14 protein-coding genes are annotated in these 24,138 nt (G+C 61.5%); 4 read left to right on the top strand and 10 right to left on the bottom strand.

Translation table 11 applies throughout. From position 1 onward, the window contains the following. Together J7359_RS17100 and J7359_RS17095 are read right to left on the bottom strand one after the other, a co-directional pair. On the bottom strand, positions 1–2,025 hold a 2,025-nt coding region (locus tag J7359_RS17100; RefSeq protein ID WP_209058344.1), incomplete at its 3' end, for an SMC family ATPase. Then, entirely contained in the window at positions 2,022–3,113 is a 1,092-nt protein-coding gene (locus J7359_RS17095) for an exonuclease SbcCD subunit D (protein WP_247740487.1), read from the bottom strand. The genes J7359_RS17095 and J7359_RS17100, both read right to left, overlap by 4 nt. Between J7359_RS17095 and J7359_RS17090 the strand changes: the two genes are divergently transcribed. The 4 genes from J7359_RS17090 (at position 3,087) to J7359_RS17075 (ending at position 7,619) form a co-directional block, all read left to right on the top strand. Then, positions 3,087–4,022, top strand: coding sequence for a WYL domain-containing protein (locus tag J7359_RS17090; RefSeq protein WP_162619162.1), 936 nt, complete (start codon positions 3,087–3,089; stop codon positions 4,020–4,022). The two genes, J7359_RS17095 and J7359_RS17090, sit on opposite strands and share 27 nt — an antisense overlap. 329 nt (positions 4,023–4,351) lie before the next feature. Beyond that, positions 4,352–5,596: an SIR2 family protein gene (locus J7359_RS17085; RefSeq protein ID WP_065331066.1), complete on the top strand. Its 1,245-nt coding sequence runs from the start codon at positions 4,352–4,354 to the stop codon at positions 5,594–5,596. Beyond that, entirely contained in the window at positions 5,593–7,410 is a 1,818-nt protein-coding gene (locus tag J7359_RS17080; protein WP_081285330.1) for an ATP-binding protein, read from the top strand. Before J7359_RS17085 ends, J7359_RS17080 begins: the two co-directional genes overlap by 4 nt. Beyond that, a complete protein-coding gene (locus J7359_RS17075) occupies positions 7,410–7,619 on the top strand; it encodes a KTSC domain-containing protein (RefSeq protein ID WP_065331067.1) in 210 nt (69 codons plus the stop codon). Before J7359_RS17080 ends, J7359_RS17075 begins: the two co-directional genes overlap by 1 nt. A gap of 110 nt (positions 7,620–7,729) precedes the next feature. Here J7359_RS17075 and J7359_RS17070 read toward each other — a convergent pair whose 3' ends face one another. The 8 genes from J7359_RS17070 to J7359_RS17035 form a co-directional block, all read right to left on the bottom strand. Next, positions 7,730–9,643 (bottom strand): type IV secretory system conjugative DNA transfer family protein, encoded by a 1,914-nt coding sequence (locus tag J7359_RS17070; RefSeq protein WP_120352558.1) that lies wholly within the window; start codon positions 9,641–9,643, stop codon positions 7,730–7,732. Positions 9,644–9,659: 16 nt separating this feature from the next. After that, positions 9,660–11,588, bottom strand: a complete 1,929-nt coding sequence (locus tag J7359_RS17065; RefSeq protein ID WP_065331069.1) for a relaxase/mobilization nuclease domain-containing protein — start codon at positions 11,586–11,588, stop codon at positions 9,660–9,662. Then, a complete protein-coding gene (locus tag J7359_RS17060) occupies positions 11,581–12,201 on the bottom strand; it encodes a helix-turn-helix domain-containing protein (protein ID WP_065331070.1) in 621 nt (206 codons plus the stop codon). Before J7359_RS17060 ends, J7359_RS17065 begins: the two co-directional genes overlap by 8 nt. A 413-nt stretch (positions 12,202–12,614) precedes the next feature. Continuing rightward, entirely contained in the window at positions 12,615–12,791 is a 177-nt protein-coding gene (locus J7359_RS17055) for a hypothetical protein (protein ID WP_162931915.1), read from the bottom strand. A gap of 637 nt (positions 12,792–13,428) precedes the next feature. Continuing rightward, the gene (locus J7359_RS17050) at positions 13,429–13,767 is read right to left on the bottom strand and encodes a DUF736 family protein (RefSeq protein WP_017470241.1); all 339 of its coding nucleotides are present in this window, start codon (positions 13,765–13,767) and stop codon (positions 13,429–13,431) included. A 997-nt stretch (positions 13,768–14,764) separates the two neighbouring features. Next, positions 14,765–18,103 (bottom strand): DEAD/DEAH box helicase family protein, encoded by a 3,339-nt coding sequence (locus tag J7359_RS17045; RefSeq protein ID WP_120352554.1) that lies wholly within the window; start codon positions 18,101–18,103, stop codon positions 14,765–14,767. Positions 18,104–18,117: 14 nt separating this feature from the next. Continuing rightward, the gene (locus J7359_RS17040; protein WP_209058342.1) at positions 18,118–21,510 is read right to left on the bottom strand and encodes a UvrD-helicase domain-containing protein; all 3,393 of its coding nucleotides are present in this window, start codon (positions 21,508–21,510) and stop codon (positions 18,118–18,120) included. Continuing rightward, positions 21,510–24,062: a PD-(D/E)XK nuclease family protein gene (locus J7359_RS17035; protein WP_227511478.1), complete on the bottom strand. Its 2,553-nt coding sequence runs from the start codon at positions 24,060–24,062 to the stop codon at positions 21,510–21,512. The genes J7359_RS17040 and J7359_RS17035 overlap by 1 nt, the downstream gene beginning before the upstream one ends. Between the last annotated feature and the right edge of the window lie 76 nt (positions 24,063–24,138).

Genomic DNA, 24,138 nt, shown 5'->3' with positions numbered 1-24,138 from the left:
AGCCTCCCGTCGAGCGACAACCGCCTCGGGCGTGCGCAGACCTTTCGGCAGGGCCTCAATCACTGTGTCCAGCTTGGCGCGCGCGCCGGCAAGAGCGGTCTCGGCTTTCCCCGCAGCGGTGCGCGCCGAAGCCTCGCCGGTTTCTGCCTCAGTCACCTTGCGCTTGAGCTCGGCCAACTGCTCCGCCATCGCGTCCAGATCAACCGCCTCTCCAAGCGTGGCGACGGTGCCTTCAATCCGCGCGATTTCGGCTTCGAGTTGCGCCAACGTGCGCTCAGGGCGCTCCTGTTCCTCCAGCGCCCGCTTCTTTTCGTCGAGCCGCATTCGGAAATTGCCGAGGTCGCTTTCGGCCCGAACTCTGGCTTCGGAGGCGATTCTAGCCTGAACCTGAGCGCTCCGAAACGCTTCTGTCAAACCAGATTGTTCAGGCGCACCATGGGCAGGCGCAGGATGATCATGGGAACCACAGACAGGGCAGGGCGCCCCTTCGGTCAACTTTTCCGCGAGAATGATCGCTTGCGTGCGCGAAAGCCGTGCCTCGGCATCTACCAAGGTCGCATCAGCGGCTTGCGCCGCGTCGGTTCTTGTCGCCAGTTCACTCGATGCCGCTTCAACATTTCGTTGAGCATCCGCGACAGCTTCTTGCGCCCTAGCATACGCCGCTGCCTTGACCCTTTCTCGGTTGAACTCGGCCAGCTCACCGGTCAGCTGGCCTCGCTCCGTTTCGGTCTTTCGCGCTTGATCAAGCGCCAGATCGGTCGCATCGCGCTGAGACTTGAGCTTCTCTCGGGCATCAATGGCCTCGGTCAGAGCCTTCTTCGCTGAAGCTTCGTCCTTCACAGCGTCGTCAAACGCGCTTCTAAGATCCGCTGCCTGCCCGACCTGCTTCTCGATCGCCTCCAACCTTGTCAGGTCAGCCTGAACTTGTTGCCGTCGGTCCTCGCCAGACTGTGCCTCAGCAAGTTTCTTTTCCGCCAACTCCTTCGCGCCAGTGGCGATGTTGAGTTCCGCCTCGGCCTTCGTGACAGCCTCCACCGCTTTCAGGCTATCCTGCTCCGCATCGCACCAAGCCGTCTCAAGATCACGGGCCTGCAAGGCATTCCGGACAGCCTCAATGCGCTTGGCCAGCTCTTCGACCTCGATCGTTCTCTTTTCTAGATCATCGACAGCCTGCTGTGCCGTGTCGGCAGAAGAAAATGCCTTTTCGATTTGCTCGCCTTCGGTCAGAGCTTTGCGCGCAGCTTCGTTTGCCATCTCCGCACCACGCTGAACGCCCTGCTTTTCTTCGACTTCGGCTGCGGCTGCAGCAATCCCAAGTTCAAGCGCTTCGGCGCTCTCGAACCCGCGTTCCTCGAGGCGAGCCAGGTAGAGCGCGCGCTGGTCGCGCAACGCTCGTTCTGCCGCTGAGGCTTCTTCCTTCAGCCTTGCGGCGAGATCGCGATAGACCTTCACGTCGAAAAGATCCCGCAATATCTCGACCCGCTCATCCGTTTTTGCGGCCAGGAACGTCTCGAACTTGCCTTGCGGTAAGAGCACGATCTGTCGAAACTGATCTGCCCCGTAGCCAAGCAGCGCCTCGACCTGCTGCCCTACTAGCGAGACCTTCTTTTCCGCAATGACACGGCCGGACTGACTCGGACCAAGAGTGTCCACCGGAATCCCGGTGACGTCGAATAAAGAAGCTTCCGCCGCGTCCTCAGTGGTCCCTTCACCGCGTGCCTTCGGACGTTCCTGCGCCGGACGACGACGGATCAGGTAGGCCTTGGTGCCCAGCTCAAAGACAAATTCGACTTCGGTAGGTAGATCCGAAGCGGCGTGATCCGAGCGTAGTGAACGTGGTTCCTGATCAGTCCTAGTCGGCGCCCCGAATAGCGCGAAGGACATCGCCGAAAACAGCGTCGACTTTCCCGCGCCGGTCTGACCATAAATTCCAAACAGACCCGTCTCCAGCGCGGACCGGAAATCGACTACCTCGGTTGTGGCAAATGGCCCGAAGGCTTGAAGCGATAGGCGAATGGGTCTCATGTCTGCTCCTCCCCGGAGGCTACTGCGTGGAGCTTTTCCGCGACGATCGCGACTTCGGTGGCGTTTGGTTCCCGGCCGCGCACAACCTTCACGAAGTCGCCAATCATCTCGATCGGCGTCACAGTGGCCCGCCCGCTGCCGAGCGCCTCGGTCTCCGCCGCGCGCTCCTGCCGGGCATAGGCCAGATGGCAAGCATTGGGATAGGTCGCGCGCAACCGCTTCATCGGATCGATCAGAGGGTTCTCATCCGTCAGGATGGCCTGGATGAAATCATCAGACGGCGTTCCCTCCAGAAGTTCCGAGAATTCCCCGGTAAGCGAGCGCACTTGCCGGATCGGTCGGAACGGCACGGTGCGGATCTCGGCCCCTTCAGCCTGCAGATCGACGACAGTCATTGATTTTTCGTTTCCTGCCTCGTCGAACCCGAAAGCGAGCGGTGCGCCGGAGTAACGAATATGGCTCGCGCCCACTTCCTGCGGCTTGTGCAAATGTCCTAGTGCAACATAGTCCGCCCCGTCGAAGACATCGGAGGGAACAGTTTCGATACCCCCGACTCGCGTCAAGGCCCGCTCGGTCTCGCCAACCGCACCCCCCGCGACGAAAGCATGGGCCACGACGACCCAACGCGCCCCATCAGGCACCTGCCTCCTCGCCGCAGCGATCTGAGCGGCAACGACTTCCGCTGGCGCATTAATGCTTTCATCCCCGAACACCTCGCGTGCGGCGTATTCATAGGAAAAGGGCAGTGCGGAAAAGGCGATCTCGCCTTGCGCGTCACGCAGCACCAGTGGCGCCTCTACCGCGTCGGCAATCCCGCGCACCAGCACACGAGACGCGGTGGAAAAGACAGACATTGCCTCGATCCGGTCGCCAGAATCGTGATTTCCAGAGATCATCACCACAGCGGCTTCGGTCTCCTCCGCCACGCGCTTGAGAAAACGATTGAACTGCCGGATCGACGAATTGGGCGGCGAGGCACGGTCAAAAACGTCCCCCGCAATGACAAGAACATCGGCCCGTTCGGCCACAAGCGCTTCAAGGATCTGACCCAGGATAACCTCATGATCATCCTCGAGGCTCAACCCCATGAACTGCCGCCCCAGGTGCAGATCTGCTGTATGAAGTATTCGCATCCGATCAATCCATTTTCTATACGTATAGTAAATGTATGGACCTTGCGCGCCGAGTCAAGTACTGCTTCGTGCATGAGCCTAGAAGACCTCAAACACGCGCAACGCGAGCGAATTTTGTTCCTCGATCAATGCCTGACCTGGAGAGGTCAGGCGAACCGTCGTGACTTGATGGAACGATTCAATATCTCGATGGCACAGGCTGCCGTTGACTTTCGAACCTATCTCTCTCTGACGAACACGCCGCCAGTCTATGACGCCGGGGAGAAGGCCTACTTCTCGACCGGCGACCACTGCGCATTGACTGAGGCTGGCCCGGAACAAGTTTTCGAATTGCTCGATGGCAAGGCGGCATCGCTTGGCGCGAGCATCCCGCTTCCCACTCGCGTGATGGATTCCACCGTCGTCGCACAGCTCTACCGCGCGATGAAGGGCGAACGAGACATCCAGATCACCTACACCTCGATGTCAAGCGGCCTCTCCGACCCTCAGTGGATCAGTCCAGTTCAGTTTCATTTTGACGGAGAGGCAATCTATCTCCGCGCATGGAGCTATAAGCACAGTGCGTACCGCGATTACCTCCCAATACGAATAGCGAAACAAACTGAGATGAAAACGCGGGAGCGGCCTGCTCCCCTGCCTTTTGACACGGACTGGAATAGCTTAGTGCGCTTGTGGATACGCCCGCGTTCAGATCTATCCGATGCGCAAGCTCGAGCCGTCCGGCTAGAGTATGGCTTTGACGACAAAACGCATTTGCTGATCGAAACGCGTAAGGCGCTCGCATTTTATGTCGTAAGACGATGGCGCCTCGATGACGAAAAAGCTCGGCTAGAATTAGATAGGATGGAAGAATTGGGTGCGTAAAGTACGCCCTGCGCGAAAAAACTGCAAATTCAATGCCGAACAGGATGATATAAAACAGTGGCCCTGTCTGCATCTGTACGCCAACATGAGCCTAATGAAACTGACATAGTAAGCTGACATCTTAATTTCCGCATGACGGAGGCAAGGCATTTCGGCCAAGTGGGATACAGAACGCACGACAGACACGCCCCCTGCGCACACTATCCAAACTGCGCTGCTAACAAGCGCAACAAGCTTCAATGCGGTTGGAAAGCCGGAGCCTTTTCAGACGGCCGCCGTAGACGGGCGAGATCGAGCGTGGAATATTGAACCAAGTGCTAGATGCGAGGATGCAGAAGCAAGTGTTGAGGGAGCGTAAGTTGACTGTCAGTGTTCATAATCCCGATCAGTATATGGCGGCGCTTAGGACGATCGTCGCGCAGGGCCGGAAGCGGATCGGGCTGTTGGTTGGCGCTGGAGCTTCTGCCGGAATGGCAAAACCCGATGGCACCTATCCGCTCATCCCGGCAGTTGCGGGGCTCACGGACCAAGTTCTCACGACACTTGCCCCAACCTATCAAAAACAGATTGATGGCCTGAAAGCCGAACTCGCGCAGCATGACATCGAGACGATCCTTTCGAGGATTCGCTCTCTGAGCCAAGTGATTGGTTCGTCGAAAGTCCACGATCTCGACGGCCCAGGCTTTGCGACCTTCGGAGAAGCGATCTGCTCCGAGATAGGCAAGATCGTGGACGTCCGATTGCCCGAGACTGGATCAGCATATGCAGATCTCGTGAATTGGATCACGGGCACAACGCGTGACTATCCCGTTGAAATTTTCACCACGAACTACGACTTGTTGTTCGAAGAAGCGTTCGAATCCGTACGAGCGCCGTACTTCGATGGCTTCACGGGTGGTCGCGAACCATTCTTCGACCCCGTCTCAGTGTCGCGCAGTGATCTTCCCGCGCGCTGGACGCGGCTATGGAAGCTCCATGGATCGCTCGGCTGGCGCGCTAGCTCTAAGGGCGAAGTAATTCGCACGGGCCAAAGCTCAGCAAGTCACCTCGTCTTCCCCGAACACCTGAAATACGATCAAACACAGAAAGCGCCCTACGCAGCGTTGCTCGATCGCCTTCGTACGTTCCTGCTCACCCCCGACACGCTACTCATTTCTATCGGATTTTCTTTTGCCGATGCACACATCGCGGCCCGGATAGATGAAGCGCTCGCAGCCAATCCATCCTCCAGCGTATTCGCATTCCAGTACAAGATTCTAGATGAAGAGGGTCCGGCGTGCGACCTCGCGCGCCGTCTGCCTAACTTTAGCGTCTATGCACGTGACCAGGCCAAGGTGAACGGCACGCGCGGCGCATGGAAAGCTCCGGCCGAACTTCCGAGCAAGGATTGGGGGCCGATAAGGTCAACCTACATGGACGACAAAGGAAACTTCACGCTCGGTGCAATAGAACCCTTTGCTCGCTTCTTCGCGGCATCACGATCGGTTCAAGCATTTCCGACACAACCGGATCTTGCAGCATTGGCAGCGGAGGCGCCACCACCGACAGCCGCCACCGCGTCGGAGGCCAAATGAACGCCCCTACTCTTCTCGGCCATGTCGGCTCTGTCGCCGGTTCGACCGTAAGTGTGCGTCAATTCGAGGGCGTTGCTTCGGGCATTGCGATCATCGGAGGACGAAGCTACCGGGTAGGTCAGGTCGGCAGCTTTGTGCGGATACCACAGGGGTATCATGATCTTTATGCTATCATATCAGAGGTCGGGGCAAGTGCGACACCGGTGACGCTAGTCGATGCGCTAGACCGCGGCGAACGATGGCTAACCGTTCAGCTCATTGGCGAGATTGTCGAGGCCTCGTTTGAGCGAGGCATCAGCCAGTATCCGAACCTGAACGATGAAGTGCATCTGGTCACAGAAGAGGATCTGGCCAAAATCTACGGTGCAGAGTTTTCCGGACAAGTGATAGTCGGGCGACTTGCTAACGCCGAGAGCATTCCGGTCCGCCTGGACCTCGACAAGCTAGTCACGCGCCATAGCGCAGTGCTCGGCTCTACCGGGTCGGGCAAGTCCACGACTGTCTCTAGCTTGTTGCGGTCAATCTCGGCGCCTGACGGAGCAGGCTTTCCGAGCGCGCGGATCCTCCTACTCGATATCCACGGCGAATATGCCAGCGCGCTCGCCGACAACGCTGAGATTTTTCGGATTACACCCGGAGTCGGCGAGAAGCAGCTGGTCATTCCGTACTGGGCACTACGGCCGGCCGAAATACTCAACTTTCTGTGCGGGAAGTTGGATGATCGCGCAACGACCGCAATACTCGACAAGATCTTCGCAGCCAAAAGCGCGATTGCTCAAGCAGACAATTTGCCTGGTGTCGATCTGAATTCAATGACCGTCGACAGCCCTATTCCGTACAGCTTGCGAAACCTGTGGCTCGAGCTGATCGAACCAGAAGTCAAAACCTGGCTCGATCAGGCCAAGACACAACCGGCGATCATTCAGCCCGGCGACGCGACCACGCTTCGTCAACCAGCCTACCAGCCGCACACAACAACGAATTCAGCACCTTACCAGAACAACGTCGGTGTGCTCGGAATCCGCAAGCAGCTCGACCGAATGCGATCACGTATGCTCGATCGTCAGTTCGAGTTCCTGCTCAAGCCCGGTGAATGGGAGCCTGACCTGACGGGCCACGTAACGAACGACCTTCCATCCCTCCTCGAAAGCTGGATTGGCCACGAGAAAGCGATAACGGTGCTTGATCTGTCGGGTATTCCTAGCGCGGTTCTTCTAGATTTGATCGGGGCGATTCTGTCGATTATCTATGAAGCGCTCTTCTGGGGTCGCGAGCGCGATGAGGGCGGCCGAAAGCGGCCTCAACTCGTCGTTATGGAGGAAGCTCACCGGTATCTTGGTCGAGAATCCGACAACCCTGCGCGCGAAATGGTTCAGAGAATCGCGAAAGAGGGACGCAAGTTCGGTATTGGTGCAATGATCGTCAGCCAGCGTCCTTCGGAAATTGACGACACCATTCTCTCCCAGTGTGGGACTTTTGTCGCGTTGCGCCTCACCAATTCCACTGACCGCAGCAAGGTACAAGCCGCTTTGCCCGATAACCTGAGCGGTATCGCCGATAGCCTCTCGGTTCTAAGGACCGGCGAAGCAATAATAACCGGCGAGGCTGCACGGCTTCCAGTGCGCTGCCGCGTCACTCTCCCACCCAAAGACCGTCGTCCAAACAGCGAAGATCCGCTTGTAGCGGACAGCTGGAAGCGCCCCAGGGGCCCTGAAAACTATGATGAGCTTGTCGCGGTATGGCGTGCGCAGGATCCAAAGTGGAAGCCACCAGAAGTGGGCGAGAACGAAGACGAGAACGAGGGAGAAATTTGATGGAACGACAGCCAGTAACTTCCAGCAACTTGGCTGAGGTCGGGTATGACCCGGAATTAGAAACGCTCGAGGTCCAATTCAGGCATGGCGGCGTTTATCAGTATTTCAACGTGCCTGCCTTCATGTACGAGCGTCTCATGTCCGCTGACTCACTAGGTCGTTTTTTCAACGCGGAAATAAAGGGGCACTACCCCGAGGCGAAGATCTAGCGCGCTGCGTTGAAATGACTTTGAAGTTTTCAAGCCGCATTGAGATGCATCTCAAGCGCGCTTGTCTCCAATCAGTCCCAAGGGCAAAGCTGCCTACAAGATTGTCGCGCTCACCCACCCAACAATTCCTCGATGAAATCCTCCTGCCGGTCGAGTGCCGCCTCCCATTCCTTCGGCACGGCGGCTTCCCGATCGAGCGTCCCGGGCTCAGGCTGCCCGCGCCCAGCCTCCATCGTCCTCACGCTCATAGCGCGCGCTTCGCGACGCTGCGAGCGATCCCGGACAGGCGCGCGTTCGGCTGGTTTCGCCTGCTCGTCTGCGCCGGCCTCGTCTTCACCGTCGCTGCCCCATGGCCCCACGCCCTGCACATTCGGCGGATAGGGGAAGGGCTTGCCCTCCTGCCGGGCCAACATCTCTTTGAAGAAGGGATCGTCGTAATACTTGATCCGGCTCGCCTTGATCGGATGCTGGGGCGAGGCGAGGATGATGACCTCGTCGGGATCCATCAGGCGCGCTTCGGTCTCGGAAAGCAGCGGCCGCTCTTCCAGCCGCGCCGAGGTCGAGGTCGCGCCAAGGAACCCCTTGTTGCGACCATACATCCGGGTCACGGCCTCGCGGGTGGTACTGCCGACGGCGGCCGAAACCTCCTTTACAGTGCGCTGGTCACGCGGGGTGATGTAGAGCTTAAGCCCGGCCCCGTTCTCGAGGCTTTCGCGGCCCTCGGGCCCGTAGATCCTGTCAAGCGAAGCCAGTGACTGCGCAATCATCGCAACCCGGCCGCCGTAGCTCGCCAGCGAATGGATCGCGCGCTCGAGATAGGGCATCGCCCCCATCTGCTGGAATTCGTCGATCATCATCATGACCGGCCAGGGCTCATCCGGGCCCGGCTCGTTCAGGCGGATCGACGCGATGAGATCGGCGAACATCAGGCGCAGGAGCGGCGCCAGGGTCGCGATGTGATCCTCGGACACCGCGATGTAGAGCGACTGCGGGGTCTTCCGAAAGGTCGAGAAATCGAAGTCACTCGCCTCGGTCGCGGAGCGGACCGCCGGGTTGTCCCATTGCTTGAGACCGGCGGTCATCAGCGCCTGGATGTTCGAGGTTAGCAGCCGCGACGAGGCCGAGGCCGCATTGGTCCAGAGCTCGCGCAGGATGTCTTCCTCGGCCTCGTCTGCATAGGTCTTGTACTGGGCGTTCTTGTATTCGCCCCCGGCGACGATCTTGTTTACCTCGCCGAGGTTCGGCGTGCCACGCTGGATCGCCAGCAGGCAGGCCGCGACAAAGATCGACTTGCCAGCCTCGGAGAAGGTGTCGAGCGTCTTGTTGTCCTTGTCGAGGAAGAGGTCGGCGAGGATCGAGACCTCGGTGAAGCGCTGTGCGAAGCTCGGGGCCTTTGCGATCCGCGCGAGCGGGTTGTAGCGATGCGTGGCATTGGCCCAATCAAACGGGCTGAAGCGATAGACCTCGTCACCGTTCAGCGCCCTGAGCCGCGCGGTCTTCTCAAAGTTCTCGCCCTTCACGTCGAGCACTACGACCGAACCCGCGAAGCTCAGAAGGTTCGGGATCACGAAACCCACACCCTTACCGGCACGGGTCGGCGCCACCATCATCACATGCGGGATTATCGTCGAGGAAATGAACTCCGCCTTCGAGGTCGGCGCGCCAAGCTTGCCGCAGACAAAGCCCTTGCCGGGGGCCTGGAGCATGTCGTTCTTCTTCAGCTCCGCCTTGGTCTGCCAGTGAGCCGAGCCGTAGTCGTCGCGCTCCTTCTTCCAGGTCCAGGCCAGCGCCAAGACGCCGAGACCAATTGCGCCAAAGCCGACGGCGCCGAAGCCAACCTTGAAGGCTTCGGGATGTGCCGCGCGGGTGCCGGCGCTCGCCTTCCAGAGCGCCAACATGTCGAAGCTCTGAAACCCGGTTTTCAGGGCCAGGGTCAGGTAGAAGGCGGCAACGATGGTGCCGATGACGGCGCCGCAGATCACACCAAAGAGGAGCGCGGCCCAGAGGGGGAGTGTCTTGGTCATGGTGGTCATCTCCCCCTTAGAATTCCATATCGTCATCGAGACCGCGGTCCCGACCGAGATTACGTCCCAGCTCCTGGGCCTCCTGCTGGCCGCGCAGCCGCGCCACTTCGGTCGCCTTGTCCTGCTGCAACCCGGCGGCACGGTCGGTGAAGACCTGGTCGCCCGTTTCCTCAAACGTCATTTCGAGGAATTCCTGCGTGACGGTGATCTGGTCAAGCTTGCTCGGCAGGGCCGCATCCAGCACCTCGTAGTTGCCACGGCGTAGCTCGGCCAAGCCTTCTTCTCCCAACTCCTTGAAGAGTTCGGATTGCAGGGTCCGCTCGACGGTCTCTTCCTGTTCCTCGGTGAGCTTGCCGTCCCGCAGCATGTCGGCGAGGTCCTGCAGGTAGGGATTGGGCGTCCGGTCATCCTCGTCGATGAGGGGCAACGTCGCCTCCTCCTCGTCCGCGAGGGTTCGGCCGATCTCGACGCCCATCTCCTTCGCCCGCTCCATCAGCGCATCCATTACGCCGTCGACCTTTTCCAGCGCGACGTCGAGCTGGTCGTCACTCGCGGTCTCCACGCTGAGGCCATCCTTCGCGAGCACCGCGTTCATGTCCCGCTCAACCCAGTCCTGCGCCATGCCGTAGTTGCGCGTGCCACCCGCCGCGATCCGGGCCAACAATTCCTCGCTGTCCATGCCCACCTCCTCGGCGCGCTCGAGTACCTCGCGCAGCCCGTCGTCATTGCCGGACCGCAGCGCGGCGATCAGCACCTCGCTGCCCGCCCCCGGCGGATAGGGTTCTTCGAGCTGCTTGCCAAAGCGCGCGCGCAGGTCCGGGTCCGGCACCATCTGCGAGAGGTCCGCGATGATCGGCGCGGCCTTGGCTTCAAAAGCGGCCCGCTCGGCCGGGTCCAGTTCCTCGGCCTTGAGCCTCAACGCCTCGATCGTGCGCTCGGAATAGTCGATCGCGTCACCGACGGTCTTGATGTCCTTCATGTCTATCTCTCCTTCGGTGAAGTTCCACGGCGTGCCGGAGCCAAGCCCGTCCGCCATGCCGCGGACCGCACGTGCCATGTGGCGCTGGTCCATCCGGTCCAGCAGGTCGGCGAGGTTCTTGTAGTCCTTGGCGAAGCCCACCACCTGCGCCTGCGCGATGGCGGATTCCTGGGCCGTCATGACGATCTCGCGCGGCAGCCTTGCCTCTTCCTTCGCGCGGTAGATCTCCTCGATGCCGGCGGGCTTCTCGAAGATGCCACGCTCGAGCCGGGTGGTGGCGTCGAGCATGACACCATAGCGCTCCGCGATCTCAGCCTGCTTCTCGCGCATGAGCTGCGGCGACATCACGCCCTCCGCCCAGCAGGAGAACCAGGTGCCCTTCTCGACGCCGCGGTTGTTCAGGATGATATGGGCGTGCTTGTGCGCCCGGTCGTCATGGACCGCGAGAACATAGTCCCACTGATCGCCATATTCGCCGCTCTCAAAGAAATGCTCCGTCCAGTCCATCGCGATGTCGCGCACCTGGTCGATGGATACGTCGGTCGGGAAGGACAAAAGCATGTGTGAGGTGAACCCGAGCTTTGTCGAGCCGCGCCAGGTCCCGGCCCAGTCCTCGATGATGTCCTCTTTCTGCTCGTCGGAAAGCACCGCCGCATCGGTCAGCGCATTGGTCATCGTCGAGTAGGTATAGACCGCCTTGTCGTTGATGTAGGAAATCTGCGCCCCGAGCGAAGCACGCGTCTTGCAGCCTCCGGCTCGGATCCGTTTGAAGACCGCCGCCCGGCTCTGACCCGACGCTGCCTTCAGCGCGTTGCGCGCCGACATGGATCCGACGCGCGCGAAACTCCGTCCCTGGCGTCGTCCCGCCAGCCGGGCGTCGATCCGCGCCGCGGCCTGACCTCGGATGCGCTCATCCTCCCAGAGCCGCCCCATGACCGAGGTGTAGAGGGCGAGGGGATCAGCCATTTCTGACGAGCCTCAATCCGCGTTCGATCGCGCGCGGGCCATCCTCCAGAACCGCGCTCTCCGTCCCCTGCCCTTCTTCCTTTAGCGGCCACTCCTGATGACGCAGCACCTGCGCCGCATCCTTCATCCGACCCATCTCACGGCTCATCGACTGCGCCAGATCAAGCAACTCGATCAGCATCGCGCGGTCGGCGTCCGAGACCTCCAGCCGACCGCGATGGACCACCTTGGCAAGCACCAATCCGGCGTCGCTCACATCCTTCGCTTGACGCCATGCGGCGCAGAACTCCGCAATCAGGTCACGGGGCACATCGAGAAATCCGCACCGTCCGCGCAGCACCGCATTCAGCGCCTGGGATCGGTTGGCAAAGCCCCGTTCGCGCCAGTCCGCGTCGAAGGCATCGAGCTCGGATCGACTGGCCCGGAAGGCCACCGTCTCGCTCGGATCGCGCACCGCGAGCCCCTCGCCCGCCTCCTCTTTCGCGAGCCGGTTCACGTGGCGCGGAGAGATGCCGAACGCCGCCGCCAGATCCTTGGCACTCTCGCCCGCCGCGAAGCGCCGCGCGACTTCGATGCGCTCTTCAAGCTTCAGGTTTTTCGCTGGCCTCGGCACGGGTCAGACCCCCTCGGACAAAATGTGCAAACATTGGCCATATCCTGCCAACGTCTTCCTTCTCTCCTTCGCTTATACTTCAATACATCACATTGCGCAATATTACGTTTTGCATGTTGTGTCTTTTTGCGGGCATTGGACGCCGTCAAGACCCCGCGTCGCGGCGCGACCTGGAACGGGTCCCGCCCTCATCGATGCAGGACAACCAGGTCGAAAAAGCTTCCGAAACTTGTGTTCAAGACGCACGCGACGACAGACAAACCGAACGCTCGAGCCGGTCACGGATCGGGCGCCAGAAACACGAAAATGGCCCGCGCTGGATGGCGCGGGTCGCACCCTCTGAGGGCGTCGCGAAGCTTCTTAGAGACGGCGTCAGAGCCCTGTGGATCCGAAGACCCGCAGGGGTGTCTGGGTCAGTGACCCAGTCCCTGATTGCGTAGGTCGTCGTAGCGGCTGCGGGCGATCAGAGCCTCGGTCTCGAGGCTGTCGAGTAACTCGGGATGGGCGTCTTCATCAAAGGCGGCGAGGTAGGCATCGAAGGCAATGTCGGCTTGCAGTTCGGCGAGGTCGATGGATTGTTCGAGTGTCATGGTGTGATCCTTTCCGTTGATCGTCGTTGGACGGATCGTGGAAAAGACCGGGGGCATGAGAGCGGGCTGCACCCGGCACGGGGCGGAATGAAATGGAGCACGCCGAGGGCAGGTTTGTTGTGAGCGGTGCCTCGCAGCGCTCAAGGCGCAGCCGTCCAGAAACCTGTCCCCGGCGTTGCCGACCGCTCGACCCCGGGCTAGCGATCTGAAAGGCCAACAGGTCGACGGAAAGGCGCGCGGCGGTGGCCCTGAAGTGAGACGCTGCCCCCCGGGATGCACGACGATGATTTGCGATTTCGTTGCCTGCGGCAAAGGGTGAGTTTGCCGCCCCTTGGCGCTTCGCCTAGACGACCGTGGCGCGGGTTGCTCAACTGAGAGAAGGGGTGCGCTTGGCCTCTCTCAGCGGGCTGCCAGCTCTCCCTGCGGACATTCGGTTCCGACTTGGGTTCGCGCGATGCACGTTGTAGCTGAACAAAAGGATCGGAGCCGCGTCAGCGACCTATCCAATCTGACTATCCGCCTCGGCGTCCGCGTCCGAAATATGCGGCGTCTTTCGGACACCAATCTTGCGCCCGCCCGGGACAAGTTCCCCCGGAACGAGAAAGTGCCAGACCGCCGAGGCGGTCTGGCCCCTGGCTCAGGCTGCGTCTTTCGGACCCCAGGGGATGACGGCCTGCAGGGACAGATCGTCCTGGTTCGCGGCCTTGCCGAGGTTGGCGTTGAAGCCGTGGTCGCGGATGGTCAGCGTGTAGTAGTCGGCGCCGGTCTCCTTGTTTTGCTTCTTCCAGATGCCGCCGCACTCGACCAGCTTGCCGCGCGGGGAGCGGCCGAGGACGCGGTGCGTGGGGGCCATCGGGTTCGTGCTTGCGACGGGCTCGACCGTGATGTCGAGGTCGAAGGTCAGGGTCGAGATGGAGCCGACGCCCTTGGCGGTTTCGATGTCGGCGCTGGTGAATTTGATGCAGTTCGTGGTCATTGCTCTTCTCCTTGTTTGCGTTGCAATGATGGTCACCTTGCAGCTGGCCAAGGCCCGGCCACACCGAAGGCGAAGCACAGCGGAGAGGGGCAGGCGCCGATCTTTTTGCTCCGCGCGGAATGGCCCGCAGGGGCAGGGGAAAAAGATCGGCGACAACCTTTGTGGACGGGACGACAGCTGCGACCAGCATGTCATGCAACTCAGACAAAGGGAGAAGTGCGGGGCCGCGAAGGAAACTGGGTGAACAGCCGAGGGAGAGAAATGCCTGTGGTGGCGATATTTCTGTCCTCTCGCTCCGAGCCGCATCCCGACCAGTCGGAGCTTTGCTGACCCTGCCTCACGTGCCGCGACGGCTGGTTTCCGTGGCAACGCGATGTGTTTTCTGGACGAACAGCATGGAGACCGTCGAAGCTTCGACAACGTGTCCGGATCACTCGAATTTCGAACGGACCCTCTACGGCAGCCCGATAGCCTGCGATCCGCGCATCACGACCATCACCGACCTTCTGCCAGCTGCGGCCAATGCAATCCGGCGGTCGCCGGAAATCGTTTGCGACCCATGATGACAGGGCGGCACAGCATGTCCGGCAAAGCACGGAACAACAGCGGCCGAGACGCGACGTACGAGATCACTGATGTCACGCGCCCGCCCCAGCGACCGTAACCGAATGGCCGAGATGAAGCGTTGCCACGACCATGCGACGGCTGGTCGAGCTGGCTCCGGAGGAGACGGCACGGCCAGCGGCACGTCGCAGGGAGAGGCGGCGTTTCAGCTCGGGGAGGGCGGCTGCGTGCAGCCGACCGAGTAGGGCGCGGTCCTGACCAAAGGGCAGGAGGGGCCAAGATCATCAAATCCGGACGACTGTTGCACACAAAGTATCCGGAGCCTCTCCGCACCAAAAGATGGAAAGCTAGGACAACTCTCAACGAGAAAGACGCCGAACATTTCGTTCGCTCCACTGCAATTGGGTTGGGCCATTATCTGGAGGTTGGCTTTCTAGCTGCTTGCGATAACCTTCAGCCGCATGGCGCGCGTTTCAAGGAGATAAGTCTCCACGCTGGCCAGTAGATGCAGTCCCTCCTCTGTGACAGCCGATCGCGACAGGCCAGGCTGAACGATGCGCACATCGAATTCGTAGCGATAGTCCTGCCAATTCGCTTTCAGCTTTTTGAGGAATGCGGCTGTTCCCTGTTCGAAGCGGGAAGTCTGGCCCTTCTCCAGCCGTATCTTCTCCCGCTTCAACATATGTATGAGCATTCTGTTGGGCCGATCACGCCAGCGTGCGGATTTCTGCGCTTGCCCGCAAACTTCATAGAGATCCTTCACTCGCGCGCCGGGCGTGTCGGAACTGGAGTATTTGCAATGGTGAAGCGTCACTTGGACGAGACCTTCAGTCACTCGAAGGGTGACGACGTCCGCGATCTCTCCAGCCCCATCATCGTCGAAGATGATGTCAAAGGCGTCGCCTTCTGCGAGCAATGTCTCGATTACGCGCCGTTGCACTGAGTCAGTCCGCTTTTCAGGACCCTGCGCCTCGGCACGTATATTGGTCTCCGACCAATCCCAAACCTCGATCCGATCAGCGGAATACGGTTCCACCAAGACGCCTTCAGGCAGAGCATAAAGGTGACTGTAGATCAGCAGTGAACCATCCCCAAAGTCGATCTGTGGGGAATCCTCGCCGAAGGATTCCGAGAGCGACTTCGTCTTGCCGCTGACCTTGACGGTTGTTTTCGGCCCATAGCGCTGCGGATAGCTGGCACCCCCTTCAGCAAAAACGATTTCGAATTCGGCGATGTGGTTATCGCTGCGCACCGTGAAGCGCAATGGACCCGTGCGTTCATGATCCAGAAGCTCGATGTCGCATTCAGCGAAGGCTACGGGTTTGTCGCCGAAACTGATTTCGATCCGGTCCTCGATTTGCGTCAACAGCGATTCCGGCCAGTGGATCGCGACCGGAGGCACCTGCGGGCGTTCGCTGATCTGGCGAGGTCGCATCGCACTCTTGAAGACGCCATCGGTGGTGATCCCTGGATCTTTGACGGCTTTGCCGATATCCGCGCACCAATCGACCCAATCAGTCAGATCGCGAACCCGCGAAATCGACCAGAACTTGCCTTTGGCCGAACAGCCACGAGAGGCGGGAACACCGTCGAGGAAACCGGTTGCGAACACGTTGTTCTTGATGCGCGACTGGGACTTCGCAGTGTCGAGTCCGTCGGCGACATCGACACCCATATACATGGAATAGCGGACACCGCGTCCCTGATGGTGCGTCAGGCCAAGATTGCGCAGGATCAGGCGATTGAACCCATGCAGGCTGCGGAAGACCTCCTCGCCCTCGACCCGGCGCGCTGCCTCACCGCAGACCGCCTTGGCCAATCGGTCATACGGTCCCTTGATCGAGCTGCTGATATATAGGAGCTGACTATCGGGATCCCAATGCATCATGTGCAGGTCCCAGGTGACATTGGTCGCGTGCTGGGCCGTGGTCCAGCCGGCCTGCTCTTCGGAGCGGGTGACGAAGATGGCGACACGCTGGTGTGGGTTGACCTTCATGCCGAGATATACGCCGGGACTATATAAGTCCTCGGCCCGCAAAGGCTCCCAACCGTCGCAGTTGGTGCGATAGACGACGGCGTTCATCTTCGGTTCGAGCGTCTGCAGGGGAATGTCGCTCAAGTCGCCGACAAAGCCCTTGAACATCTCGGCACGGCGGACTTGCCGGTCGATCTTCGCGGTGCTGAGTGCCTCGACCAGCGCATTCCAGTCGGCATCCTCCGCATAGAGCTTGGCCAGCGAACGATCAATGTCGTCAATGCCGGTGTTGGCGATGACCGTGGCGTCGCCGAGGCGTGGATCCTGGCGGGTGAAGCGGCCGACAAACTGGATGGTAACGGCGATGCTCTTGTGCGGGTCGTGCAGGGCGGCGATCTTCAGTTCCGGCAGATCGAAACCTTCGCCGAGCATGTCCACGCAGACAATGATCCGGCTCTCGAAGCGCCGCAGAGCGGCAAGGTTTGCACGGCGTTCACGGATCGACTGCTGGCTATGGACGATGACCGGACGAAGTTCTGGGTACATCTCGCTGTAAAGCTGGTGGAGGGCTCTGGCGCGGTCGATAGTTTGGCAACGCGCCATGGCGAGATGGTTGAGGCTGACGTCCAGATCACCCTGGAGGACTTCGCCGAGCTTTCCCGCGATCGCGAGATCGGCGTCTGCCTGATCGAGCCCGAAGACCGCCTCGAAGCGAATCGGCTTGAAATAGCCTTCGGCCTGCGCCTTCTTGAGCGGATAGGTGTAGATGAACTCGCCGTCGACGCGCCGGCCGTCCTCACGGAATGGTGTGGCGGTGAACTGGACGATCGGGAGCGGTGGCTCACGGTCCGCGAATAGGCCCCGAAAGCGCGCCCATGTCGGGGCGCCGATGTGATGAGCCTCGTCGATAAACAGCGCCGAGGCGCGTGCCGCCATCCGCTCCTGGACCGCCGCTTCGGCGCGACCGGCGATCTGCATCGTTGTGACGATGACATTGGCACTGTCGAAGATCTCATCCACGTCGGCTAGCCTCGTCGGAATGTGCGAAAGGCGCATCACCACTGGAAATGCTGCCTTGTCTTCCAGGCATTGCTGTTGCCTCAGCACGCCGAAGGTCTCGAACTTGCCCGCGATCTGCTCTCGAAGGGCGTCCGTCGGCACTACGACCAGTAGCCTCTCGAAGCGCTGGTGGACGTTGAGCGCGAGCATGGTTTCCGTCTTGCCGGTGCCCGTCGGCATGACGATGGTGGCCGGATCGATCGATCGCGTCGCATGGGCCAAAGCCGCGTGCAGTGCGCCGATTTGAGGACGTCGCAGACCGAGCTGGGCTGGCCGCTCGTTTTCGGCTGCTCGTCCCTCGCGGAGATGAAAGGCGCCCGACCAAGATGCCGAAACCGCGGCCAGCCGTTCGACCCGCGCTTGGCGACTCAACGTGTCGATGCGGATGGGCAACGGGGCCATCCACCGGCCTTCGCCGGCGTCGAGTGCTTCTACGATCTGCGCCGGCTCACTCGCGCCGGGGACCAGAAGAATGAGCTCCGCCTCCAGCGACGTAGCGGTCTTCGCGTTGATGATCTTCAGTATCTCGCCAGACGGCAGCGTGGTTTCATGACCAGTCACACGGCGGATTGAAAAGGGACGCAGACGGCACCGTACGCGCTGCGGCGGAGCCGCCAATTGGCGTATAGGGCTTCCCAGGGCCTTGCCCTCTATCGCAAGCCGAGCAGGCAGCAGCAGTTCGACTTCGGGATTGAAGAGATCATCTTGGACGGGCTCGGTGCGCTTGCGGGAGGCCATGGTCGCGTCCTCGGCTATGCCGCAATCGTCTGGGGAGAAGGCGGGACGGTGATCACCGTCCCGTTCGTCATCAGAACGATCAGGCCCCGTTCGGCTCCGGTCATATCGAGATAGGCACGCACCTGAGCCCGATAGTGATCAAGCGTCTCCTGGGCGGGATTCACGTCGCTCTTCCAGTCGATCACGACGGCTGGCCGACCTTCCGGATTAACCGAAATCGCGTCCGCGATGCCCGCCGTCGCAACCAGTTCGGCCTCCTCTTGCTGAAAGGCATAGACCGGAAACTCAGCGAGCAATGAGGGACGCAATGCCGCCACCTCCGACAAGGCCAGCGTTCGCGTCACGCAACCGGCCAGTTCCTCAGGCGAAAGCCCGTCCGCCGGATCGGAGGAAGGCTCCTTGCCGAGCGCAGAAATGAGGTCTCCAGCACGCGCGGTGAGCGCCTCGTCGGCCTCGTTGCATTCCCCTGTCAGGACTTCTTCCATGAGCTTGTGAAGGATCAAGCCACGTTCGCGTCCGCCCCGGATGGAGGCGAGCGCGTCGGCGTCCGGCACCTGAGCATCAGCCGAACCGGCCCAGATGTCCGGTTCTTCTTCCTGAAGCACTGAACCTGTTGTCGTCTCGTCGCGGCTCGGCGCAAGCCAGGTCAGATGCATCTGCCTTTCGACAATCGCACCAGCCTCAGTGGCGAAACTCTCCCGTGTCTGACCGTTTTCTGTAGCGGCTGTCGCCGCGATCGTGTCGAGCGGCAGATGCGACACGTCAAGGTGAGGGAGATCTGTCAGGGACAGGTCCACCAGGCCGATCCAGGCTGATTTCGAAGGCGTTACGTCGAGCCGCGGCAAGACCAAGAGTTCCCGGGCGCGGGTTGCTGCGACATACCAGAGCCGGACCCGCTCGCAGTCCAGTTCATCCTTCTCTGCCTGCCGCGCCGCGTCATAGCCGGACGGAGGGACACCCAGAACCGGGCAGTAGAAGGTATCAGTCTGGCGATCGGTCACAGCGCTGTCGGGCGCCATTACCCCTGTCATAGTGTTGATGGGGATGACGACCGGCCATTCAAGACCTTTCGCGGCATGCATCGTGTAGAGGGCGACGGCTTCTTCCTGCGCATCGGGCCGGCCTTCCACCGCGCGGGCCTCATCCGCCCATGCCGCCGTCATTGCCTCGGAAAAGGCCCGCAGACCCCGTACCGCATAGCTGACGGCGAGGCTGAGATAGAGATCGACATTGGCAAGTGCTCGTTCTGCCTGACCGCGATGCCGCTCCAGAAGAACCGGGCGTACCCGAAGGACGTCGACGGCCTGCGAAAGAAGATCGTGTGGTGTCGTGCTTTTGGCGCGTTTCTGGAGCCCTTGCAGCCGCTCGATCACATCGCGCGCCAGCGGATGCACTATTGCCGCGAGGTCGACGCCGAGGTCGAGCCGTGGGATCCGGACGGGTTCTTCTTCCGAACGCGGAAGCGCCCAGACGATGTCCAGAAGCTCCTCTTCGCTGAGCCCGACAAGCGGGCCGCGCAGCAATGCGCCGAGCGCCAGCGTATCACGACGATCGGCGAGAACTCGCGTGATCGCGATAAGGTCCTGCACTTCCTGCCGGCGAAACAGACCTTTGCCGGCCTGGGTTGCGACCGGGATGCCCCGGAGCTCAAGGGCTTCTTCATAGCGCCAGAGTTCCGCGCCGGTCGGGGCGAGCAAGGCGATGTCGCCCGGCTGGCAGGGGCGTTGTGCACCGGCTTTGCGATCCTGGACCGGATGGCTGCCGATCAAGCGTGCGCAAAGTTCAGCCACCGCTTCGGCTTCGGCGTCGCGTCGTTGCTCGGCACTGGCCTTGCCGTTCTCGTCAGCGACCGCGATATCGATCGCCGAGACGCAGACGCCGTCTTCCGGATCGTCGTGGAAGGGATCAAGCGCTGTGAAGCCGGGCTGGCCATCAGCCGACAGGACAGTCTCGAACCGTTCGTTGACGAAGGTGAGGATCGAGGCACAGGAACGGAAATTGGTCGAGATCGAGACGAGGCCGTCCGCGTCGTGTGTCGAGAAGGCCGTGCGAGCCTGGACGTAAGCGCCGACATCCGCGCCGCGGAAGCGATAGATTGCCTGCTTGGGGTCGCCAACCAAGAAGAGTGCGCCCGGCCGAATCCGGAAACGCGTCCAGTCCTGCGGATCATCACCGGGATCACCGCATAGACGCCAGAAGATTTCGGCCTGAAGCGGGTCGGTGTCCTGAAACTCGTCGACCAAGACCTTTGAATACCTCTGGCCGAGCGCCTGTCGCACAGTTTCATGGTCGCGCAACAGGTCGCGCGCGGCGTAGATGAGATCGTCAAAATCGAGCTGGGCGCTGGCGCGCTTGTGCTCACGATAGCGCGCAAGGATTGTGCCTGCTTCGTCGATCAATGTCGTGAGGACCTGGCCGGAAACCACCTGGAGTAGTGCGGCCCATGCGGCACAGCACGCTTCGTACAAACCGCTGGCCGTATCGTTCAGCCTGTCGCCGTCTGCCTTGGACAGCCCTGCCTGCTTTGCCGCTGCCGCCCATTTGCCCTTCTTGCGGTAGGCGTAAAAGCTGCCCGTCCCGGTCGTAAGGTCGGGATGCGGGCGTGCAACCAGCAACCCGACGAGCCCGGCGGGCGTGGAACCATCTGTAACCGATGGAAGGGCGGCCGCCATTTCAGAAAAGCGCACGGCGAAGACCTCCGTTTCCGGCTCATCAACGCCGGCGCCTTGCACAAAGGCCGAAAGTTCGTCGGCCGCCTGCTGGAAGGCTTGCAGGTGACCTGCAAAGGGCATCGCCTGCGGTGCGACCAGTTTCCTCGACCGCCGGAGGGCTTCGGCGATCTTGTGCATCAGAGCGACGGTCTCTCCCGGGTTATGCAGCACCATCTCGGCGAGGACGCCGCCCTGATCGCCAGACAATCGCTCGCGCAGCCAGCCTTCGACGATTTCGAGGAAGTTGAGATCGGCCTGGTTGCGGTCGATGACCGCTGCGCCCGGATCGATATCCGCTTCCGCCGGGTAGGGCTTGATCAATCGCTGGCAGAAGCCGTGGATGGTCGAGCAGGTGATTTCGTCGATCGCCGTGCTGGCCGACATCAGATTCTCGCGCTGTGCCGCAGACAGTCCCTCCGGCAAGCCGGCGCGGAGCTCCGGTGCGATATGGCCGGCGGCGAGATCTTCGACGAAATCCCGAACCCGCAGGAGGAGCTCGCTGGCCGCCAGTTCGGTAAACGTGACTGCCGCGATGGAACTTGGCGCGACACCCTGCGCCAGCATGACAGCGATCCTGCCGGCCATCACGGCGGTCTTGCCCGATCCCGCGCCGGCCTCAACCAGAATGGATCGGTCATGACGGCTGATCGCGTCATGCCGGGCGCCATCATCATTCAGAACTTTCACGCTGCTCATCATTCCGCCTCCCAGATCGGCGCGACCTCACTGAGCCGCTCGGTCGAGGCGGCTTGTTTGCGTTTGCAGTAGGTGGCGCCTGCGTTTGCCGGCAGGGCAAAAGCGAGATCGTCGTAGTCGCCTCCGGTATCCGGCCCGGGCAGTGCCGCGCCGCTGGCCAATGCGGTTCTCGCCGCCCGCAGATATGCCTTGATCTCCGCCAGGACGATGTCCGGCTCGTCGAGCTGGAGATCGAGCGGTTCACGCGGATAGAGCAGCGAGGCGCTGATCGCGATGTGGTCGCCCAGGAGCGCCTTGACGGCGAAGGCATAAAGGCAACGCTGAAGCTCGCGGCCGCCGTTTACACGGATGTCGCCTTTGGGCGGCTTGCCGGTCTTGTAGTCGCGCACGAGTGCCCGGCTGCCGTCATCAGCGATGTCGAGCCGGTCGATATAGCCGGCAATGTGAAATCCGGTGTCGGGGATGATCACCGGCACACTGGCGTCCCAGGGCAATGCCGCCTCCGACTTGGGCTCGGACCCGCCGAACGGGACCTCGCCAAAGGATCGGCTGCCCGGCAAATGATCATTGCCATAGGCAAGCGCCTGTCCGGCAAGAGCGCGCGCATCCCCGAGCGTGCGGCCCCAGATAACAGCGGGTGGAACGGGCCGCTCGCTTTCCCACTCGGCCGCCACCGCACCAGCGGCTTGGTCCACCGCAGCCTGAATGGCAGCCACGTCGGCCGACGCCAGGCCGCCCGTCGCTTCGAGGTTTCGCAGGGCGCGGTCGAGCACCAGATGGATGAGGTCGCCGGTTTGCAGGGCGTCAAGCACGAGCGGCTCGGCACTGCTTTGCGGGGATTTCCAACCGAGAGCATAGCGCCAGAGGAAATTGAGGGGGCTGCGCAGCAGTGTTTTGAGCGAGCTAGCCGACTGAGTCCGCCCGAGGATCGCGAGAACCAAAGGATGATCGGACCTGACCAGGCCATCATGAGCTGTCACATCGGCCATGCGCCAATCGCGCCAGCAGGAACGCGCACTCAATGCCTGGGGATCGGCAGCGAATTCCTGCGGCCGCGCCATCAGCCGGTCGGTTTCACTGAAGGCATGGGCGGGAACGGCGTTGCGCCGCAGATAGGCATCCTCGTCATAGGTGGCGAGGACGGGGCTGCGACCCAGCAATCTGCCGTCGCTGTCGCGTCGGGCGCGGGAGAGGACGACGTCGTTGCCCGTAGTGGCGAGGATCGTATCAAAGTCACGGCGATCTGCCAGATTGACGGGAAGCGGGTCGAGCTCGCCCGTTGGAATAATGTGGTCCGGGATCAGCCGATCTTCGGCGATCCCGCGTGGCCAGCGGGAGGAATTGAGACCGATCAGCCGAGCGAAGCGTCGCGGCGACGCGGCGAGCGCGCTGGCCGGCATCCAGGCCACGGAGACGGAGGCCTCGAGCCCGTCATCCTGTTTCAGTGTTTCCAGCGTGCTGTCGATCGCGCCGGCGGGCCCTGCCAGAAGGGCTTTGCGCCAGATGGACAATGCCCGGCCCTTGAGGAAGGCTTCGCCGATTTCCTGTGCCGCGTCCGGTCCCTTTGCCAGCAGATCGACCGCAGCACGCAGCACCGGGGCGTGATCCATGCCGTCGGGCCAGTCGTCTGGCGCGAGGCGCGCCAGCAGTTGGTTCCAGGCGGACGGTGTTGACAAGGGTGCATCGCTTGGAAGGACGCGCATCCAGTCATCGGGAAGGGAAGCCATAGGTGCAGAATCGCCGCACAGGGCGGCGAGACGGCGCAAGCGCGACTGCGAAAGGCCGCGCACGATGATGTCGGCGAGTGCCGCTGCCGCTTGTCCGTCACGTGTGGTGACGGCCGGGACGCCATGAACGAAATGCAGATCGATATTGGCATCGGCGCGCAACGCGAGAAAATGATCGTCGTAGTCGGCCGGCGACGCGGTGGCGATGGCAATGTCGGCGGGCGGTACGCCCGACGCGAGCAGCGACCGGACCCAACGCAGTGTCTCGACTGCCTCATGGTAAGCGGTCGCGGCACTGACGGATCGAATGGCCGGCGCCTCAGCATCGCCTCGAGCGACAGGAACGCCGCTTTCCTTGAGCCAGGCCGGGACAGGGCGGGGACCTGACGTCCATTGCATGGGGGTGTGCTCGGCGAGCGCCTTCAGTAGAGGCCGCCAGCAGGGAGACAGTTCGGTCAGTCCGGCGATTTCCATCGAGCCGAATATGGCGGGCGCATAGGTGATCCGGCTGATGGCTGCGGCGACAATATCGACCGGCCGCATCATTCCGCCCGGAAGTTCGGCAAGGACAGCGGCCTCCAGGCGAGCGATGGCTTCAAGCCTTGGATGATCACCTAAACGGGAAGCGAGATCGATACCGGCCCGCCACGCCTTGTGCAGTGTGTCGGCGGCCGCACCGATCATGCCCGGCAGCATCTTGATATCTTCCAATTCGCCCATCGGTGTTTCAGGGAGGACCGTCTGGATCGCCGCGCGCAGGCTTTCTTCGTCGATTGCGCGGGCGAAACCGCCCGCGAGCCGCACCGCGGCTTGTTCGAACGACATGATCTGGAGGCCATGTTGACCGCTGCGGGCTGCCACAAGGCGGGCCTCCCGCATTGCGTGTTGTCCATAGACAATA

The sequence above is a fragment of the Paracoccus sp. R12_2 genome (assembly GCF_017744015.1).
Lineage (GTDB): Bacteria > Pseudomonadota > Alphaproteobacteria > Rhodobacterales > Rhodobacteraceae > Paracoccus.
Note: the sequence above shows the minus strand (reverse complement) of the source record. Positions and strands in the feature narration are given on the sequence as shown.

Bases quoted from the DNA above. Each gene is read 5' to 3' on its own strand.
- J7359_RS17045 (WP_120352554.1), bottom strand. From the start codon at position 18,103: ATGGCCTCCCGCAAGCGCACCGAGCCCGTCCAAGATGATCTCTTCAAT.
- J7359_RS17040 (WP_209058342.1), bottom strand. From the start codon at position 21,510: ATGAGCAGCGTGAAAGTTCTGAATGATGATGGCGCCCGGCATGACGCG.
- J7359_RS17075 (WP_065331067.1), top strand. From the start codon at position 7,410: ATGGAACGACAGCCAGTAACTTCCAGCAACTTGGCTGAGGTCGGGTAT.
- J7359_RS17065 (WP_065331069.1), bottom strand. From the start codon at position 11,588: ATGGCTGATCCCCTCGCCCTCTACACCTCGGTCATGGGGCGGCTCTGG.
- J7359_RS17080 (WP_081285330.1), top strand. From the start codon at position 5,593: ATGAACGCCCCTACTCTTCTCGGCCATGTCGGCTCTGTCGCCGGTTCG.
- J7359_RS17085 (WP_065331066.1), top strand. From the start codon at position 4,352: ATGCAGAAGCAAGTGTTGAGGGAGCGTAAGTTGACTGTCAGTGTTCAT.
- J7359_RS17070 (WP_120352558.1), bottom strand. From the start codon at position 9,643: ATGACCAAGACACTCCCCCTCTGGGCCGCGCTCCTCTTTGGTGTGATC.
- J7359_RS17095 (WP_247740487.1), bottom strand. From the start codon at position 3,113: ATGGGGTTGAGCCTCGAGGATGATCATGAGGTTATCCTGGGTCAGATC.
- J7359_RS17090 (WP_162619162.1), top strand. From the start codon at position 3,087: ATGATCATCCTCGAGGCTCAACCCCATGAACTGCCGCCCCAGGTGCAG.
- J7359_RS17055 (WP_162931915.1), bottom strand. From the start codon at position 12,791: ATGACACTCGAACAATCCATCGACCTCGCCGAACTGCAAGCCGACATT.
- J7359_RS17035 (WP_227511478.1), bottom strand. From the start codon at position 24,062: ATGTCGTTCGAACAAGCCGCGGTGCGGCTCGCGGGCGGTTTCGCCCGC.
- J7359_RS17050 (WP_017470241.1), bottom strand. From the start codon at position 13,767: ATGACCACGAACTGCATCAAATTCACCAGCGCCGACATCGAAACCGCC.